Raw genomic sequence first — 16,359 nt, 5'->3', positions numbered from 1 at the left:
ACCCGCGCCACGCACGCACGCCGAACAGCGAAGATGCTCCCCGCCCCACCCTCGCCCAAGCCCCTTCACACCGCGGCGACATCCACCGGCCCCGACACCGAGCTCGCCGCACCTGGCACGCCCTGAACCAACCGTGGACAGGATGCGGCTACGCAGGCCCACGGCCACCACTGACCAAGAATCGTCGCAGGTCACAGCATATATTGATCTTCATGGTCCAAGGTCATGCAAATCTTCGAAGGCACCAACTAGATCCAGCGCCTGGTGATCAGCCGCCACCTCGCGAAGGCCTGATCAGGACGCGTTGTAGCGTGCCAAAACTCGATTCGGGGGCGTGACCTGCGGTTTTGCTGTTCGGTCAGGCGGCGCGGTGGTACTGGCTGATGACGCCGCTGAGGATCTTGCGGCGGTGGATCGGGCCGTCGAGGGGCGCGGCAGCGGCCGGGTCGTGGTTCGGTGGGCGCTGGTGTCGCCCTTGGTGGGGCCGATGGTCGTTGAAGTGGCGGGCGTACTCGCCGAGCACGGCGGTGGCGTGGCGTTCGCCGTAGAGGAGGATCCGGTCGGTGCACTCCTGGCGGACGGAGCGTATGAACTGTTCCGCGTGGCAGTTCGCCCGCGGCGTCCGTGGCGGAGTCTTCACGACCTGGATGCCTTCGGCGGCGAACACGTCGTCGAACGACCTCGTGTATTTCGCGTCACGGTCGCGGATCAGGAACCGGATCCCATCGAGGCGTCCGTCCAGGTCCAGGACGAGTTGGCGTGCCTGTTGGGCGACCCAGGCTCCGGTCGGGTGGGCGGTCACGCCGAGGATGTGGACGCGCCGGGTCTGGATCTCGATGACGAACAAGACATAGAGCCGGCGCAGGGCGATGGTGTCGAGGTGGAAGAAGTCGGTGGCCAGCAGGCCACCGGCCTGGGCCTGTAGGAAGGTGCGCCAGCTGGCGTCGGCGTGGCGGCGTGCGGCCGGGCCGAGACCGGCGCCGGTGAGGAGCCGACGGACCGTGCCCGCTCCGATCCGATACCCCAGGCCGAGCAGTTCGCCTTGGACGCGGCGGTGACCCCAGGTCGGGTTGTCGCGGGCCAGGCGGATCACCAGCGTCCGCAGCTCCTCATCGACCGGCGGGCGGCCCATCCGGTGCGGGTAGGTCCACCGTCGGCGGACCAGGCGGCGATGCCAGGCCAGCAACGTCGCCGGGGTCACCAGCCGGTGCGACCGGACCTCCCGGGGCAGTAGCCGGGCTAACACGGCCAGGATCGCGCGGTCGGGCCAGGTGGGCTATCCGGCGGCGCGCCTGGCCGATGTGCCGCAGCCCCTGGAGGTCGACGGACACCCGGTGACGTTCTGGCGGCAGATCATCGGCCGTGACGGGATAGAGGACGATGCCGGGTATCTGGGGGTCTCCTGCGCCGGCTCCACCGGCTTCCCGCACCGACGGGGTTCGCTCTTCCCGCGGTTGAGCTGGTCGGGCGGGTGGCTCCCAGGATCGAGCATGCGCCGGTCCCGGTCGGCGACAAGGACCTCCTGCGAGCGACCTACGAAGAGCTCGGCGTCGCGGCGTCACGGCTCGACTTTGCGCTGTCTCCCGGGCCGATCCACGGCGATGCCCACGTGGCCAACCTGATGGTCACGGCGGACGGCCCGGTACTGATCGATTTCGAGCGGTTCGGGTGGGGTCAGCCGGAGTGGGACCTGGCGATGACGGCGACGGAGTACCGGACCGCGGGGTGGTGGACCGACGCGCAGTACCGGGCGTTCGCGGCCGCCTACGGGTTCGACGTGACGGCCTGGGACGGCTTCGAGGTGCCGCGCCGCGTGCATGAGATCAGGATGACTACGTGGATCATGCAGAACGTTCACCCGTCCAGCGAGATCGCGGCCGAGTACGAACGCAGGATGAATTACGCTACGTACCGGTATTGGAGGGAGTTGGAGGCCGTTCTAGGCCGTGTGGATCGCTAGAGTAGGGCCGTAGTCGTTGGCGCCGTCGTCGAACTCGGCGGCAAACACCCTCTCGGGAAACTGCGAACGCGCCGAGCACTTCCAGAAAGGGGGTTACTGGACGATTCTTGAAGATGTTGATAGTGGTCTAAATAGGATGATCAACAAGAATAGGCTCCGCCGATGAAAACTGACAGAACGAATCTGGACGAGATCCTTCTGCTGCTGCGCACCAAGCGCTTCAGCGATCTGCTGATCCCTGGGTTCTTTATGAAGGCGGACCCTGCGCGGCGCTTCAATCTACTTCCAGATAATGTCTACCTTGAGGCGGGGACGGGAGGCCCTTACCTTCAACTCACCGCCGTGGATCAGGGTGATCAACTCGCCATGAGGGTTGTGGGCGGGATCGCGCATGATCAGGTTTTGCTCGACGACGAAGAGGCGGAAGCTGGTGTGGCGAGCCTCTCGGAAATCTACTTTGGTGAGGCCGACCATCTTCCATGCTCATCTCTCCGCTGCCTACTCGATGACAGATCATCCATTAATTCTGGCATAGTCAAATTTGCCGAGTTCACCTTCGCGGGCGATCAGCACGTGTCTTTTGATCCACTCTGGACCTTTGGAATCAGAATAGGCTCACCCAACTCGGAGCCCGGCTTTCGGATGAATCATCCTGGCTCATTTGGATATAAGGAGGAATATTTTTGGAGTGCCAATGACTAAACGGCATTCTTGTAATACCTGGCCGCACCCCTTCATGGCGGAGACACTCACGAGTTCAGGGACGCCCTCCACGCGGCGACCTGGTGGATGAGGCGTGTGCCTGGATCGGCGGCGAGGGCACGAGGATTTCCAGTGGGACAACCTGGTGCCCGGAGTCCCGTACCGAGAGACCTGCTGACCCACCCCGGCGATGTCATCCAGCAGGACGTGACAGCCGCCGTCGCCCGCGGGGATGTTCTCCACGATGTCGTCCGCGATGTCCGGGCCTTCCTCGTACGAGTCACTGCCCGGGCTGTAGGGCTGTCGCGGTGCGCCGCGATGTTCCCGGCGATGCCGCGGTGAGCGTTCCCGGCGATGCCGCGGTGAGCGCCCCGCCTGGCACAGGGGCCGGCGGTGTCGGCGGAGGCGCTGGTACTCGGGTTCGTCGCCGTGTTCAGGGCGTCGGCGGTCGCGGTCTGGTGGGGCGCGCAGCTGGCCGGTCTGCTGTTCGGTGCGCATCGCTGGCTGCCGGTCGGCCGGCGCGACGCGTTCCTCGCGGTGCCGCAGCTTGCCGCCCATCCCGCCCGCCCGGCGGATGCCTGGCCGGCGGTCACCGGCGACCTACCTGGGGATCGTCCGCGCGCCCCGCGACGGTCGTGGCCGGGTGATCAGCGGGCCTGTCGCTCGGGCGGGCGGGTCGAGGTCTCCATGAGCCGGCGCCAGGTCAGCGTCACCTCGCCGCGTGGCATGGCCAGCGACCTCGTAGTGATCCACTCATCGAGTGGCTTGGCCCAGGTCACCGGCCCGTTGGGCAGCCCGTCGAACAGCGCCGAGGCGACCTGCTCCGGCTCCGCCGGGTTGACCAGGCCGTTGCGCATCCGGTCGAGCAGGTCCTCGGAGTCGGTCCGGTTGCACAGCTCCGGGTCGAGGGTGTCCTTGAAGGCGTTGAAGTTCGGTGACGCCGTAGGGCCGACGAGCATGGCGGTGACGTCCACGCCGTGGTCGCCGAGCTCGCCCCACAGCGACTCGGCGAGGATCCATTCGAAGGCCTTGCCCGCGTTGTAGGTGGCGCTGGTGACGGCGCCCTGGGTACCTCCGGTGGAGCTGACCAGCGAGATTCCGCCCCGGCCACGGGCCACCATCTTCGGCGCGAAAAGGTTCAGCAGGATGAGTGGCGTCGCGCAGTTCGCCTGCACCGACTGCAGCTGTAACTGCAGCGGATGGGTCAGGAACAGCCCGATAGGCGCCACCGTCGCGTTGTAGATGAACAGCCCGACCTCCAGGTCGTCGGTCGCGGCCGCCACGATCTCGCCGATCTTCGGGTCGGTCAGGTCGGCGGCGAGCTCACGGACCTCGACCCCGTGCGCCGCGCGCACCTCGGCGGCCGTGGCGGCCAGAGCCTCGGCGCCGCGGGCGTTCATGACGACATTCAGCCCGCGCGACGCCGCCTCGAGTGAAAGCGCCCGGCCGATACCCATCGAAGCGCCGGCGATGAAGGCCCACGGCCCATACCTGTCCTGGAACATTCTCTGGTTCCCTCTCTGTATGTCGCTGTTACCCGCCGGGCAGCGCTCGGCCGGAGCCGGCGCCCGGCGGTAGGCCCGGCGGTCTCCGTGCCCGGGCACTGGATCGCTCAACCGGCGACCGCCGGTCGCTTGGCGCCCGGCGCCACGGTGCGCGCCAGAATCCCCAGGGTGGCCCGAAGAGCTGATTCCGGGATCACCGGGAAGGTGATGAATTGCTTGAGCTCGTCGCTGATCCCGGACCAGTCGTAGTACTGGGTGACCAGTGTGCCTCCCTGGATGGGCTCCAGCCGGTACCCGTAGACGTGGCCGAATCGCTGGTCCGCGGCCATTCCGACGGTCCACGCGATCTCACGGTCCTGCTCGTAGGTCAGGAAGGTGACTGTCACCTGGTACTCACCGAGATCGACGTCGCGAAGGGCATCTCGATCCATGTGCATCACAAAGGTGTCACCGGCCGCCCGGGCCGGCGATCCGGACGCCGCCATCAGCATCCCTGATGCGTCGATGGCCACGTGTCCGGTCGGGTCGCACAGCAGGGCGAAGATCGTCGCGGGATCGGCGGCGATCGCCCTCGAGACCTCGACGCGCTCCGAGAAGCCCTGTTCCGCCATGGGGGCACACTCCTTCCTCCGGGGCTCGAGTCGAGCCCGACTCTTGGTCTGGGGGAACTCGCGCAGCGAACGGCAGTTGCTCCCCGGGCGACTGCCAGGCGCCGTGACAGATCAAAGGCGTCCGCGCCTACGCGCCGCTGCCGGTCGAACGGCCCTGGCGGGAGCGCAGCAGTGCCAGGGCGGCGTCATACAGCGTGGAGGCGTCGACGAAGATATGGCGAGGCGATGACCGGTAGGTCGGCGTAGGTCACGATGCCGGCGGGCGCGGCGCAGACCGCTGGAATCGCGTTGACGACGGGGACCGCGGTGATCCGCATGCCGATGCCGTGCATCGTTTCTTTGGTGAGGTTCGCCAGGTCGGCGTCGGTGGGCCAGATATCGAGCTTGATCCGGATGTTGGGATCGCCCGAGACCTCGACGCTGTAGCCGTGCTCCACGGTCCAGGCCGGATCGACGAGGGTGCTCGCGAGCCAGCGCTGCCGGAGCTGCACGGCGTCGTGACCATCGACGACGCCTGTCCAGTGAACGTCCATCGCCGCGACATGGTTCTTCTGGATCACCATGCTGGTGAGGGTCAGGTCCTCGGTCGCGTGGGCGAACTCGACGTCACAACGCAGCTCGTCGAACGAGGTGCCGACCAGCTGGCCAAGCACCTCGACGGCCTCGGCGAAGACGGCGGTGCCAGCCCGGACGGCGTCCGCGTGGCCGGCGTCGCCGCGCGGGCGGCCCCAGCCCATGGCCTCGAAGTTCGCGTCGGCGACGAACTCGCTCACGTCCACGGACTCGCTGACGATGACCTTGCGTATGCCGGCGCTGATGCCGGTGGCGACGCCGGCGAGGAGCTGGGCGAATCCGGGGTTCATCCCGCTGCCGAACAGTGAGGCGTTCCCGGCCTCGGCCGCCCCTTGAAGCTCGGCTCGCGCCGTCGCGTCGAGGGTCGAACCGGTCATCAGCTCGGCCGTCGTCACGACGTTGACGCCGGCACGCAGGATTCTCGCCAGTTCCGCGACATCCAGGTGAAGGGGCGAGTAGATGACGCAGTCGAGGTCGAGGCCGAGCAGCTCGTCCACATCCGCGGTGGCCGTGATCCCGAGGCGGCGACCGAGACCGCACAGCTCCCCGACATCGACGCCGACCTTCTGGGGCGACCGGGCGAACGCACCGACGAGCGCGAGGTCCCGGCGGTCGAGGACGACGCGCGCTGCCTGGCGGATCACGTTTCCCGTGGTCCAGACGGCGACCCGGAGCGCCGGTCTCGCGGTGTTCACAGCGCCGTCCAACGTCCCCATGGTTCGCCGCGCCTCTCGTCGTGCCGCCGTTCGTCGTGGACGGGAGAACCATAAAGTCGTTTATGATCCGAGGCAAGAGTTGCACAGCCCGTATCCAGGTGAGGGTCTCCATGTCTCTGCGCGTGATCCAGTTCTCGACCGGCAACGTCGGGCGTCATGCCCTGCGCTCGATCATCCGGCGGCCTGGACTTGAGCTGGTCGGAGTGCACGCCAACAGCCCCGGCAAGGTTGGTCGCGACGCGGCGGAGCTGTGCGGCCTCGACACCGCGACCGGCGTCGTCGCCACGGACGACGTCGACGCGCTGGTGGCGTTAAAGGCCGACTGCGTCGTCTACACGTCGCAGGCCGAGAGCCGGCCCGACGCCGCGCTGCGGGAGATCACGGCGTTCCTGGCGGCCGGCACCAACGTGGTCGGTACGTCGCTGGTGTGGCTCATCTACCCGCCGCACGCCGACGCCTGGCTGCGTGAGCCGATCGAGGCCGCGTGCGAGACCGGTGGCACCACCATGTACGTGAACGGAATCGACCCCGGGTTCTCCGGGGACCTCCTGCCCCTGGCCGCGTTGAGCCTGTCCGAACGGGCCGACGAGATCCTGGTGCAGGAGATCTGCGACTACGGCTCGTACGACGATGCCGAGTTCACCGGCGCGAGCTTCGGGTTCGGCACGACACCCGACCGGGTGCCGCCGCTGTTCCTGCCCGGCGTGCTCGCGTCGATCTGGGGCGGCCCGGTCCGGCTGCTGGCCGACAGGCTCGGGGTGGTGGTGGACGAGCTGCGCGAGCGCCACGAGGCCTGGACCGCCACCCAGACCATCGACTGCACGATGATGACCGTCGCCCCGGGCGAGGTGGCGGCCGTCCGCTTCGCGGTCGAAGGCGTCGTCGGCGGACGCGCGGCCATCATCATGGAGCACGTGAACCGACTGACCTCCGCCGCGGCGCCGGACTGGCCCACCCCACCTGGCGGCCGGCCCGGCGTGCACCGGGTCGTGATCAAGGGCGTTCCCGGTGTCGAGATCAACACCCACGTCGGCGACGAGTACACCGACCACAACGAGGCCGGCGTCATCGCGACGGCGGCCAAGGCGGTGAACGCGATCCCGGCCGTGTGCGCGGCACCGCCAGGGCTTACGCACCTGTCCGCCCTCCCGGTGGCACAGGTGCAGGGCCTCATGCCGTGACCTCGGGCGCCACCGGTCGTCGCAGGTCCATCGCGCCGACCCGGCCTACCAGCGGGGCTCAGGCCCGGGCCGAGCGGACACGCGCCATGATCATGGAGGAGACCGTGCGGTGCGTGGTCGAGGAGGGCTTCGCCGCGGCCAGCGCCAAGCACATCGCCGAGCGAGCCGGCGTGACGTGGGGCGTCATCCAGTACCACTTCGGAGACCGCGACGGGCTACTGGCGGCCGTCGTCGACTCGTCCTTCGAGGAGCTGCGAACGCGCATGGCCGCGGTGGGCATCGCGCCGGGATCCCCGCGAGACCAGGTCAGCGCGCTCGTCGAGGCCGCCTGGGCCGCGTTCTCCACACCGGCATCCCGCGCCAGCCTCGAGATCCTCGTCGCGACCCGGGCCAACCGACTCGCCGAAACCTCAGGGCAACTCGCGCTGATGGCGGCCGAGCTCGCCCGACTCGGCCGAGACCTGATCGCGCACCGGCGACACCACACCGACGCCCAGGCCATCGGCGACCTGCTCTGGGCGGCACTTCGCGGACTTGTCTTCATCCAGATGGTCGTCGACGAACCGGTCGACACGGCCCGGGAGCGCGCGGCGCTCATCGACCTGCTCGTCGCGCGCCTCGACACGCACCCGTCAGACGCAGTCCACCCACCCACCGAAGGCTGACACCCGACCAAGCCTCCATCGGAGGTCGTACAGATCAGCCCAGTCTGGCTTGTGCCATGCCAGAGGTCGGTTTCGGGGCGTTGACCCGCGACTTCGCTGTCCGCCACGGCGGCGCATGATCGCGGTGCGGGCTGTCCGCGAACGCCGGTGGCCGTGCTACGAGGCTCGCGCGGTTCGGGATGTCCCCGCCAGGGCGGCGCTCAGCCGGCCGGCCACCTCGAGGAGCTGGTTGCCGAGCTCGACCACCCGGGCACCCGGCAGCGGCGCGGGCAAGCAGCTCAGGCTGAGCAGCAGAACCGGTTGGCCCCCTGGGCCGGGTACCGCGATGTTGATCGAGGTCGCGTCGTACTCGCGGTCGGGCTCGAGGTCCCCGACCAGGTAGTGGTCGTCACCCGTCAGTTCCTCCGCGAGCCGCTCCAACAGTTCGGGCAGGCCAAGGCGGCTGGCGAGGCGACGCAGCTGTTCCATGGGCTCGGGCGCCAGCTCGACGGCATAGCCCCGCGCCCGGACCGAGGCCAACGCCGCGGCGTAGCTCTCGCGGTGCGCGGCCGGCGCCTGCGCCAGCCAGCGGTCGGTGTCGTCGCTGGCGACGGCGGCGGCGCCGAACGGAGGACGAAACGGGACCGTGGAGCCGACCCGCAGGCCCCCCACGGGAGCCCGTGGATGGCGAACCTCGTCGACGACGGTCAGCTGGTCCCGGGTGATCGTAAACGCCAGGCAGTTCGCACCGGCGGCGGCGCTGAGGTCGGCCATGGCCGACCGGGCGAAGGCGAGCGCGGGAAAGCCGTCGTTGGCCACCCGACCAACCGCGACCAGGCCTGGGCCGAGGCAGTAGCGCTTGCGGACCGGGTCACGCAGCAACCAGCCCGCCGAGGTGAGGGCACTGAGCATCGAGTGACAGGTGGACTTGTTCACGCCCAAGCCGCGGGTGACTTCCGCCAGGGTCACGCCCTCGGCTGGCCGCAGCGCGATCAGCTCGATGAGCGCAACGACTCTGTCGGTCTGCGGCGAGGGACGGGCCATGGCTGCACTGTTGCCGGACTGGTTGCATATTTCAACCCTTGTGGCGCATCTTTCAACCGTGCGAGTCTGCCGCCATGCACGATCTGGTGATCCGGGGTGGGAGAACGCATGAGCCCTGAGTCCTCTGACCGCCCCGGGCGCACAGGCACCGCGGCCGGGCTGCTCGACGGGCGGGCTGGCACCGTCCGCACCTACTGCCGGCTCTGCGAGGCCGGCTGCGGAACGGTCGCCACGGTCGAGCGCGGCCACCTCGTCCGCCTGCGGCCGGACCACGATCACGCCGTCACGCGCGGCTTCGCGTGCAACAAGGGGCTTCGTGCCATCGACCTGCACCACGATCCGGACCGGCTGCGGGTACCGCTACGCCGGGAAGGCGACCGCTTCGTCCCCGTCTCGTGGGACGAGGCACTGGAGGAGATCGCCTCGCGGCTGCGGGACGTCATGTCCACGCATGGCCCGAGGGCCGCGGGCATCTACATCGGAAACCCGGTCGCGTTCAACGCCCTGGGCAGCGCTGCGTCGGGGCACTTCGCGGGCGCGCTGGGAACGGACCGGGTCTTCTCCGCCGCCACGCAGGACTGTTCCAACAAGTACGCGGTCGCCGAGCTGCTCTACGGCTCGCCAACCGCGAACCCGATCCCCGATCTCAGGCGCACCGAGCTGCTTCTCGTGATCGGCTCCAACCCGCGGGTCAGCAAGTCGTCGTTCATCAGCGTCGCCAACCCGGTCGTGGAGCTCCGGCGAATCCGTGACCGCGGCGGCCGGGTCGTCTTCGTGAACCCCGTCGACGTCGAACCCGACATCGGCCCGACGTTACAGATCCGGCCGGACAGCGACCCCTACCTGCTGGCCGCGCTCCTGCACGAGATCCACCGCACGGTGGGCTTCCGGCCGGGCGCCGCGCAGGGAGCGGTCACAGGTGCCGCGGAGGTCGCCGCCTTCGTCGCTGCGTACTCACCCGACGCGGTGGCCGACGTCGTGGGTCTGCCCGCCGAGGTCATCGCACAGCTCGCCCGGGACTTCGCGGCCGCCGAGGCCGCGGCGATCCACGTGTCCACCGGCCTGAACATGGGCAGGCAGGGCGCGCTCGCCTACTGGCTGGTCCAGATGCTGCTCCTGCTGACGGGAAACCTCGACCGGCCCGGCGGGAACTATTTCCCCGCCCGCGGGATCGGGGCACGCTTCGGACCCGTCGACAGAACCTCGGCCTCGTTCCACACGACACGATGGGGTGACTTCCGGCGCGCGATGGGCCTGCTCCCCGCCGCCCTGCTCCCAGAGTTCATCGGCGCGGCGGAGGAGCCGTTGCGGGCGCTGGTCGTCATCGCGGGAAACCCGGCGCTCAGCGTCGGCGGAGGCCCCCAGCTCACCGAGTCACTGAGATCGCTCGACCTGCTCGTCACGATCGACCTCTACCGCAACGCCACCGGTGAGCTCGCCGACTTCGTGCTCCCGGCCACCGACCAGTTCGAGCGGCCGGATCTCAACACCTTCGTCCAGGGCATTCAGGTGGAGCCCTACCTGCAGTGGACCCCGGCCGTGGTCGAGGCGGAGGCGCAGCAGCGCGAGGAGTGGCGCATTCTCGGCCAGCTGCTCCAGGCGATGGGCCGCAAGGCCCTCGTCGACCCGGCCGCGACCGACGCACTGCCCCTGCTGTTCGACCGGGCGCTCGCCCCGAAGGGCCTCGCCGTGTCCGCGCTACGCGCGGCGGGCGGCGTCGTGCCGTTGCGCGAACACGGACCCGAACGCTCTCGGGAACGGCTCGGGGCCGACAGCCCGCTCGAGTGCGTGCCTGAGGCGCTCGGCTCCACTCTCGCCCGGGGACATGCCCTGTTCGAGGACCTCCGCGCCGAGGAGCCCGGGCGCTTCAAGCTCATCACGAGACGAACCCAGGACGCGCTGAACTCGGCGATGGGAAACCTGCCGACGAAGCGCCCGGGCGACTGGCCGAACCCGCTCTGGATGAACCCGCAGGATGGTGCCCGCCTCGGTCTCACCCCTGGGTCACGAGCCTCGGTCAGCAACGAGTGGGGCGCGCTCGCCGCCGAGGTGCGGTTCGATCCGCGGCTGCGTCCCGGAGTGGTGGCGATGACCCACGGGTTCGGCAATGCCGAGACGACCGGCATGCCGGTGGCACGGCGGCGTGGCGGTGCGAACGTGAACGTCCTGACCCCGCGTGGACCAGGGGCCTTCGACCCCGTGAGCTGCATGTCCCAGATCACCGGGATTCCCGTTGACGTGCGCGCGGAGCCGGGCATTGCCCCATCGCCGGTCCGCTAGCGTTCCTCCGGCCAACACCAGGGAGCTGACCATGTCCGACACAACGGTGAGAGCAACCCCGAAGGAGATCGTCGCCGCGTTCCAGGAAGCGATGTACACACGTGACTGGGACCGCGCGCGCACGTTCTTCGGCGAGGATTCCGTCTACTGGGACGTGCCAACGGGACCGACCGTGGCGGCCAAAGGCCCGGAGGACATCATCGCCCGCGCCACGTCCGTCCTCGACGCCCTCGTCTTCTACGGCAACGACCACATCCGGACGGCCGCCGAAGGCGACACGGTCATGACCGAGCACCAGGAGATCTGGCGGTTCGCCACCGGGGACGAGATCGTGCTTCCCTGCGTCTCGGTACATGTCGTACGCGACGGCGTGATCGCCATCTGGAAGGACTACTGGGACCTCCAGGCCCTCATGACGAAGGCGCCCGCGTCCTGGGTCGCGAGCCTCGGCAAGGATCAGTCCTGGTTGTACGACGCCACGGGTGTCCGTTGACGCAACCAGGCGCGTCAGCGCTGTGATCCCTCGCCGCCCGAACCGTCAGCAGCCGCTTGGGCGCGACCTGGCCGGCACGGGAGACCCCGCCGCATGGAACCGGGAAGAACGAGCACAGCTATCAACGTCTGGAACGAGATCCTGCGGCTGACGCGACGCGGAGTCGTACGGCCGGTCATCGGTCAAAGCAGCACGCTCGCCGACGTCCCCGACTGGCTCGACGCCGTGGAGAACCGCCGGACCAAGGGCCGCACCGTCGTGACGCTGTGACGCGGGCGCCCGACCCACCACGACGTCCGCGGCCACTTCCGCACCGTCGCACCGTACAAGGAGCTGACCATGCCCGACACCCCGTCCGAGGCGAGCCCCGAGGTGCTCGTGGCGGCGTTCTGGGAAACGCTCTTCGCCCGCGACTGGGAGCGCCTCCACGTCTTCTTCGGCGACGACTCCCTGTACTGGGACGTGCCCGCGGGGCCCACCCTGGCGGCCAAGGGGGCGAAAGGAATCGTCGCTCGCGCGAAGTCCGTCCTCGACAGCCTCGCCGCCTTTGAGAATGATCATCTCAGGAGAGCCGTCGAAGGCGACACGGTGATGACGGAGCATCACGAGATCTGGCGCTTCGCCTCGGGCGAGGAGATTGTGCTGCCTTGCCTGTCGGTACAGGTCGTGCACGACGGCGTGATCACCCTCTGGAAGGACTACTGGGACATGCAGGCGCTGATGGCCCAGGCGCCCGCGGCGTGGCGCGAGGGTCTTGCTGGCGGCGACTTCTCCTGGATCTTCGACGCCAGCGGCATTCGTTAGTGCCGCGACCGCCAATGTCCGCCCGCTCCGCATGATCGCCGATTGTGCCCCGACGGGGTCGTGATGAGGCCCTGTTCACGACCCCCGGAGGGCAGAAACGGCGATCATGTCCGGCGTCGATACGGGGCGAACCTTGGCGGGGCCGGCACTGGCGGCCAGCCAGGGCGTCTGGTCGCCGGTCCGCGGTCCCGCCTCCTGGACGGCGCCCGGTGTTCCTCCGCCGCGCGTCGCCGAGGAAACCGGCCCCCGGTGTTCCTGGCGTGCGCCACCGGCCGCGGTGCGCCTACGACGAGGCGCGGAAGATCGGCGCCCGTTTCTCGAAGGCGGCGGTGACCGCCTCGACCTGATTAGGGGTGCCGACCAGCGCGCCGCTCTCCTGTCGTTCGAGCGCCATCTGTTCGGTCGGTGTGCGGTGGGCGGTGCCGCTCAGGAGTCGTTTCACCGCGCGTATGGCATCGGGGCTCATGCTCGCGATCTGCGTGGCGAGCTCACGGGCGGCGGAAAGCGGATCGGGCGCCGACCTCGTCGCCAGCCCGAGTTCTACGGCCTCCACACCGCCGACGACACGCCCTGTCCAGGCGAGCTCCATCGCGACGTCGGGTCTGACCAACTGGGCGAGGGCGAGACTTCCGCCCATGTCCGGGACCAGTCCCCAGCGGATCTCCAGGACGGCCATCGAGGCATCGGGCGCGACGATCCGCACGTCGGCGCCGAGGGCGAGCTGAAGGCCACCGCCGAGACACGGCCCGTGAATCGCCGCGATGACCGGCACCGGGAGCCGCGACCAGGCCGAGACCGCGAGCTGGCCGATGTTCATGCCCTTACCAGCCGCGAGAACCCTCTCTGCCAGCGCCGAGCTGGCCGCGCGGTCGCCCGCCATGGTCTGGAACGCCGCCATGTCCAACCCGGCACAGAACCCTCGGCCCGCGCCGGAAAGGACCACGGCCCTTACCGCGGGCTGCTCGCCGATCGCCGCGCAGGCGTCGACGAGGGCCTGATACATCGGCCCGTCAAGCGCGTTCAGCTTCTCCGGCCGGTTCAGGCGGACATCCGCGACACCGTCCTGGATCTCGACCAGAACACGCTCCGCCACGACGTACCCTTCGCATATATCAGTATCGACGTCGATGTCGACTATACTGTGTCACGTTTCCGTCGTCATGGGCTCGGCGCTCCGAGCGCGCGGACGACGTCCGGTGTTCCGCCTGCCGCCGAACGGCGGTCGGACTCGGCTGGTCGGACGTGAGTCCGACGCTCTATCCGACCTTCAGGTTTGAAGGTCTTGAGGGCTTTGGCGCCGCTGGCGACGACGGCTGCGCCAGGGAGCATGCCGGCGCCGGGGAGGGCGGCTTGGGCCCATTGGCCGTTGAGGGCATAGCCCACGGCCTGGGCACTGCCACAGACGGTGCCGACGACGCAGGGGACCTCATCGGATTCGGAGCAGTCATCGCTCTTGGAGAGTCCCTCCGCTGGAGGCGCTAGACAAACAGCCAGGCGACGATCGCCTGGTCACGCGCTCCGCATACGAGATGAGGAAGTCCCGACCTGACGCCGCCTCGCCGGCAGCACGTCGCCTTGCGAGGCGCCGTTGGCAGTACCTCGAGCGTGCCTTACGGTGCCTGAGCACTCGGGACCACCGGAGAGCCCGCCGAGAGGGCTGGCGCCTCGGCTGCCCCACGGTGTCGGGTGCGACGGCCGGCGGCGTGGACGGCGGCCGCGGCGACCATCGCGGCCGCACCGCCGAACCACATCCCGGCGCGGGCGTCGGCCAGCTCCGCGAGAAGGCCGACCAGCAGCGAACCGAGCGGCGTCGTACCCATCAGGATGGTCGAGTAGACGGCCATCAACCGCCCCCGGAAGGCAGGATCGCTGCCGAGCTGAATGCGGTGGTTCGCCGCCTGAGAGAAGAAGATCGCCCCGAAGCCGGTGGCGAACAGCCCTGCCGCGGCCGCGGCGAAGTTCGGTGCCCACCCGGTCACCAGCATCACCAGGCCGAATCCGAACGCCGAGCCGTTCACCAGACCGGCCGCCGGTCGACTGCGCCGCCCCGTCGTCGCCAGTGCCGCGGCCAGCGACCCGGCGGCGAAGGCGGCGGTGAGCAGCCCGAACATCGCCGCGTCGGCATGGAACACCGTCTTGGCCAGCAGCGGCAGCGTGAGCTGGAAGTTCATCGCGCACAGGCCGACGGCGGCGACCAGCACCAGGGGCAGGACCAGGTCCCCGCGGGCAACGACATACCGCAGTCCGTCCCTGACCCGGGCGCCGGTGGCCGATCGCGCGACCCGGTGCAGCTCCTCGGGCCGCATCCTGCGCAGCCCCACCACGGTCGCCAGGTAGCTCACCGCGTTGATCACCATCACCGGGCCGGTGTCGAACGCGGCGATCAGCACGCCCGCGAGCGCCGGCCCGGCCACCCGGGCGACGTTGAAATAGGCCGCGCTCAACGCCGAGGCGTTCGGCAGCAGGTCGGGGCCGACGATCTCGCTGACGAAGGCCAGGCGGGTGGGGATCTCGACCGCGTTCACCACGCCCAACGCCAGCGCGAACAGCTGGATGTGCCACAGCGCCACGCCACCGGTGAGCACCAGCGCCGCCAACGCCAGCGCCAGCGCGCCCGAGACGAGGTTGGCGACGGTGAGCAGCAGCCGCTTGTCGTACCGGTCGGCGAGCCGGCCCCCGATCAGGGTGAGCAGCAACGACGGAGTGAACTGCAACGCGGTCACCACCCCGAGCGCGCTCGCCGAGTCGTCCGTCAGCTCGAGCACCAGCCAGTCCTGCGCGACGACCATCATCCAGGTCCCGCAGACCGACAGGACCTGGCCAGAGGCGAAGAGCCGGAAGTTGCGGACAGACAGCGAACGGAACGGCCTCACGGTCATCCTCCGCCAGCGGTGGTCGATGCGGCCCCCTCACCGAACCACCGACGGTCCCTCGACTCTCCCCCCGCCGAACACAGGTGAGCCATGCCACTGCACCGCCGCTCGCCCTGTGGGTAAACCGCCCCGAAGCGACCGCGCTCACCGACTCCCGGTCGGCTCGCCGACCAGCCAGGGACCGTTTCGAGATCCGAGCACCCCCTCAGCCAGCTCGAGATCCAGACCACCGGCTGTCGCACGAACGGCTGCGGCTTGTCGACGAGGCGATACATCTGGCGTCGGCGTTCCAGCTTGCGGGCTACCGCCATGTGATCGCTACCCTGTGGCCGATCGGCGACCAGCATGCCGTCGCCGTCGCTGACGACATCTACGCTGCACTGGCGACGACCGGGGACGCAGCCGCCGCCGTCCACACGGCCGTGCGCGAACTCCGCGACCGTTGGGCTGCCGCGCCTTCGACGTGGGCGTCTCATATCCACGTCGGGCCCTGACCGCCATGCCTTACGAACACGACGGCCATCAAGGGACACGGAATGCAACTCGAGGATATGAACCCAGCTGGCGGTGAGGCCGGTGTGGTGGAGGCAGCGCGGGCGATCCGCCCCTACCTGGCCGATCTGATCGGCCCGCGGGCCGCGGCCGATCTTGATCGTCAACTCGCCGACGCGCTGGACGACCAGCGCGATATGCCCGGGCAGGTCCGCCAACTGCGGGATCTGCTCGACACCCGCGACACCACCCGCTGGTTTCTGACGGAGGTCCTCGCTGACTCGCCGGACTTCCGGCCGCCCTACGAGCAGACCCGCTACCAGCGCACCCCGCGCGGCGCCGACCCGATCGGGAATCCCGGTGCCATCCGGGCGGACCGTTACGCCTGCCCGCATGGTGACTACGTCTGGTACCGCCCCGACGTCGCGACCCCGGTGCCCGCCTGCCCGACTCACCACGTCGCGCTGGACCGGTCCTAGCC

General features: G+C 69.3%; 17 protein-coding genes. 10 read left to right on the top strand and 7 right to left on the bottom strand.

The genetic code is table 11. The features are described from left to right. Positions 1-358 precede the first annotated feature (358 nt). Entirely contained in the window at positions 359-1,246 is an 888-nt protein-coding gene (locus I6A81_RS32445; protein ID WP_307875068.1) for an integrase core domain-containing protein, read from the bottom strand. A 156-nt stretch (positions 1,247-1,402) separates the two neighbouring features. Here I6A81_RS32445 and I6A81_RS32440 point away from each other — a divergent pair, with 156 nt between their 5' ends. Together I6A81_RS32440 and I6A81_RS32435 are read left to right on the top strand one after the other, a co-directional pair. Then, the gene (locus tag I6A81_RS32440) at positions 1,403-1,960 is read left to right on the top strand and encodes a phosphotransferase family protein (RefSeq protein ID WP_203000117.1); all 558 of its coding nucleotides are present in this window, start codon (positions 1,403-1,405) and stop codon (positions 1,958-1,960) included. 162 nt (positions 1,961-2,122) lie between these two features. Further along, positions 2,123-2,662: a hypothetical protein gene (locus I6A81_RS32435; protein WP_203000089.1), complete on the top strand. Its 540-nt coding sequence runs from the start codon at positions 2,123-2,125 to the stop codon at positions 2,660-2,662. A 647-nt stretch (positions 2,663-3,309) separates the two neighbouring features. On the opposite strand, the gene I6A81_RS32430 is transcribed toward I6A81_RS32435, so the two are convergent. The 3 genes from I6A81_RS32430 to I6A81_RS45850 form a co-directional block, all read right to left on the bottom strand. After that, on the bottom strand, positions 3,310-4,167 hold the full coding sequence (locus I6A81_RS32430) for an SDR family NAD(P)-dependent oxidoreductase (RefSeq protein WP_203000087.1): 858 nt from the start codon (positions 4,165-4,167) through the stop codon (positions 3,310-3,312). A gap of 107 nt (positions 4,168-4,274) precedes the next feature. After that, positions 4,275-4,778, bottom strand: a complete 504-nt coding sequence (locus tag I6A81_RS32425; protein WP_203000085.1) for an SRPBCC family protein — start codon at positions 4,776-4,778, stop codon at positions 4,275-4,277. A 185-nt stretch (positions 4,779-4,963) separates the two neighbouring features. Next, a complete protein-coding gene (locus I6A81_RS45850; RefSeq protein ID WP_307875067.1) occupies positions 4,964-6,046 on the bottom strand; it encodes an NAD(P)H-dependent amine dehydrogenase family protein in 1,083 nt (360 codons plus the stop codon). Between the two features lie 131 nt (positions 6,047-6,177). On the opposite strand from I6A81_RS45850, the gene I6A81_RS32415 reads away from it, so the two are divergent. Continuing rightward, positions 6,178-7,248, top strand: coding sequence for an NAD(P)H-dependent amine dehydrogenase family protein (locus I6A81_RS32415; RefSeq protein WP_203000083.1), 1,071 nt, complete (start codon positions 6,178-6,180; stop codon positions 7,246-7,248). A gap of 86 nt (positions 7,249-7,334) precedes the next feature. Beyond that, a complete protein-coding gene (locus I6A81_RS32410) occupies positions 7,335-7,913 on the top strand; it encodes a TetR/AcrR family transcriptional regulator (RefSeq protein WP_238428286.1) in 579 nt (192 codons plus the stop codon). 156 nt (positions 7,914-8,069) lie between these two features. Here the strand turns inward: I6A81_RS32410 and I6A81_RS32405 are convergent, their stop codons facing one another. Further along, positions 8,070-8,936 carry an IclR family transcriptional regulator gene (locus I6A81_RS32405; protein WP_203000081.1) on the bottom strand — a complete coding sequence of 289 codons (867 nt, stop codon included), beginning with the start codon at positions 8,934-8,936 and terminating at the stop codon, positions 8,070-8,072. A gap of 108 nt (positions 8,937-9,044) precedes the next feature. On the opposite strand from I6A81_RS32405, the gene I6A81_RS32400 reads away from it, so the two are divergent. The 4 genes from I6A81_RS32400 (at position 9,045) to I6A81_RS32385 (ending at position 12,513) form a co-directional block, all read left to right on the top strand. Then, a complete protein-coding gene (locus tag I6A81_RS32400; RefSeq protein ID WP_203000080.1) occupies positions 9,045-11,216 on the top strand; it encodes a molybdopterin-containing oxidoreductase family protein in 2,172 nt (723 codons plus the stop codon). Positions 11,217-11,247: 31 nt separating this feature from the next. Then, positions 11,248-11,709 (top strand): nuclear transport factor 2 family protein, encoded by a 462-nt coding sequence (locus tag I6A81_RS32395; RefSeq protein WP_203000079.1) that lies wholly within the window; start codon positions 11,248-11,250, stop codon positions 11,707-11,709. A gap of 93 nt (positions 11,710-11,802) precedes the next feature. Next, positions 11,803-11,979 (top strand): hypothetical protein, encoded by a 177-nt coding sequence (locus I6A81_RS32390; protein ID WP_203000078.1) that lies wholly within the window; start codon positions 11,803-11,805, stop codon positions 11,977-11,979. 69 nt (positions 11,980-12,048) lie between these two features. Then, on the top strand, positions 12,049-12,513 hold the full coding sequence (locus I6A81_RS32385) for a limonene-1,2-epoxide hydrolase family protein (protein WP_203000077.1): 465 nt from the start codon (positions 12,049-12,051) through the stop codon (positions 12,511-12,513). 283 nt (positions 12,514-12,796) lie between these two features. Here the strand turns inward: I6A81_RS32385 and I6A81_RS32380 are convergent, their stop codons facing one another. Continuing rightward, positions 12,797-13,606, bottom strand: a complete 810-nt coding sequence (locus tag I6A81_RS32380) for a crotonase/enoyl-CoA hydratase family protein (RefSeq protein ID WP_203000075.1) — start codon at positions 13,604-13,606, stop codon at positions 12,797-12,799. Positions 13,607-14,123: 517 nt separating this feature from the next. After that, positions 14,124-15,392 (bottom strand): MFS transporter, encoded by a 1,269-nt coding sequence (locus tag I6A81_RS32375; RefSeq protein WP_407661413.1) that lies wholly within the window; start codon positions 15,390-15,392, stop codon positions 14,124-14,126. Positions 15,393-15,469: 77 nt separating this feature from the next. On the opposite strand from I6A81_RS32375, the gene I6A81_RS46370 reads away from it, so the two are divergent. Both I6A81_RS46370 and I6A81_RS32365 read left to right on the top strand, forming a co-directional pair. Continuing rightward, on the top strand, positions 15,470-15,880 hold the full coding sequence (locus tag I6A81_RS46370) for a CHAT domain-containing protein (RefSeq protein ID WP_203000071.1): 411 nt from the start codon (positions 15,470-15,472) through the stop codon (positions 15,878-15,880). 42 nt (positions 15,881-15,922) lie between these two features. Then, on the top strand, positions 15,923-16,357 hold the full coding sequence (locus I6A81_RS32365) for a hypothetical protein (RefSeq protein WP_203000070.1): 435 nt from the start codon (positions 15,923-15,925) through the stop codon (positions 16,355-16,357). Positions 16,358-16,359: the final 2 nt, after the last annotated feature.

This window comes from Frankia nepalensis, assembly GCF_016786325.1.
Lineage (GTDB): Bacteria > Actinomycetota > Actinomycetes > Frankiales > Frankiaceae > Pseudofrankia > Pseudofrankia nepalensis.
The sequence above is the reverse complement of the archived record's forward strand: the minus strand, read 5'-3'. Positions and strand labels throughout refer to the sequence as shown.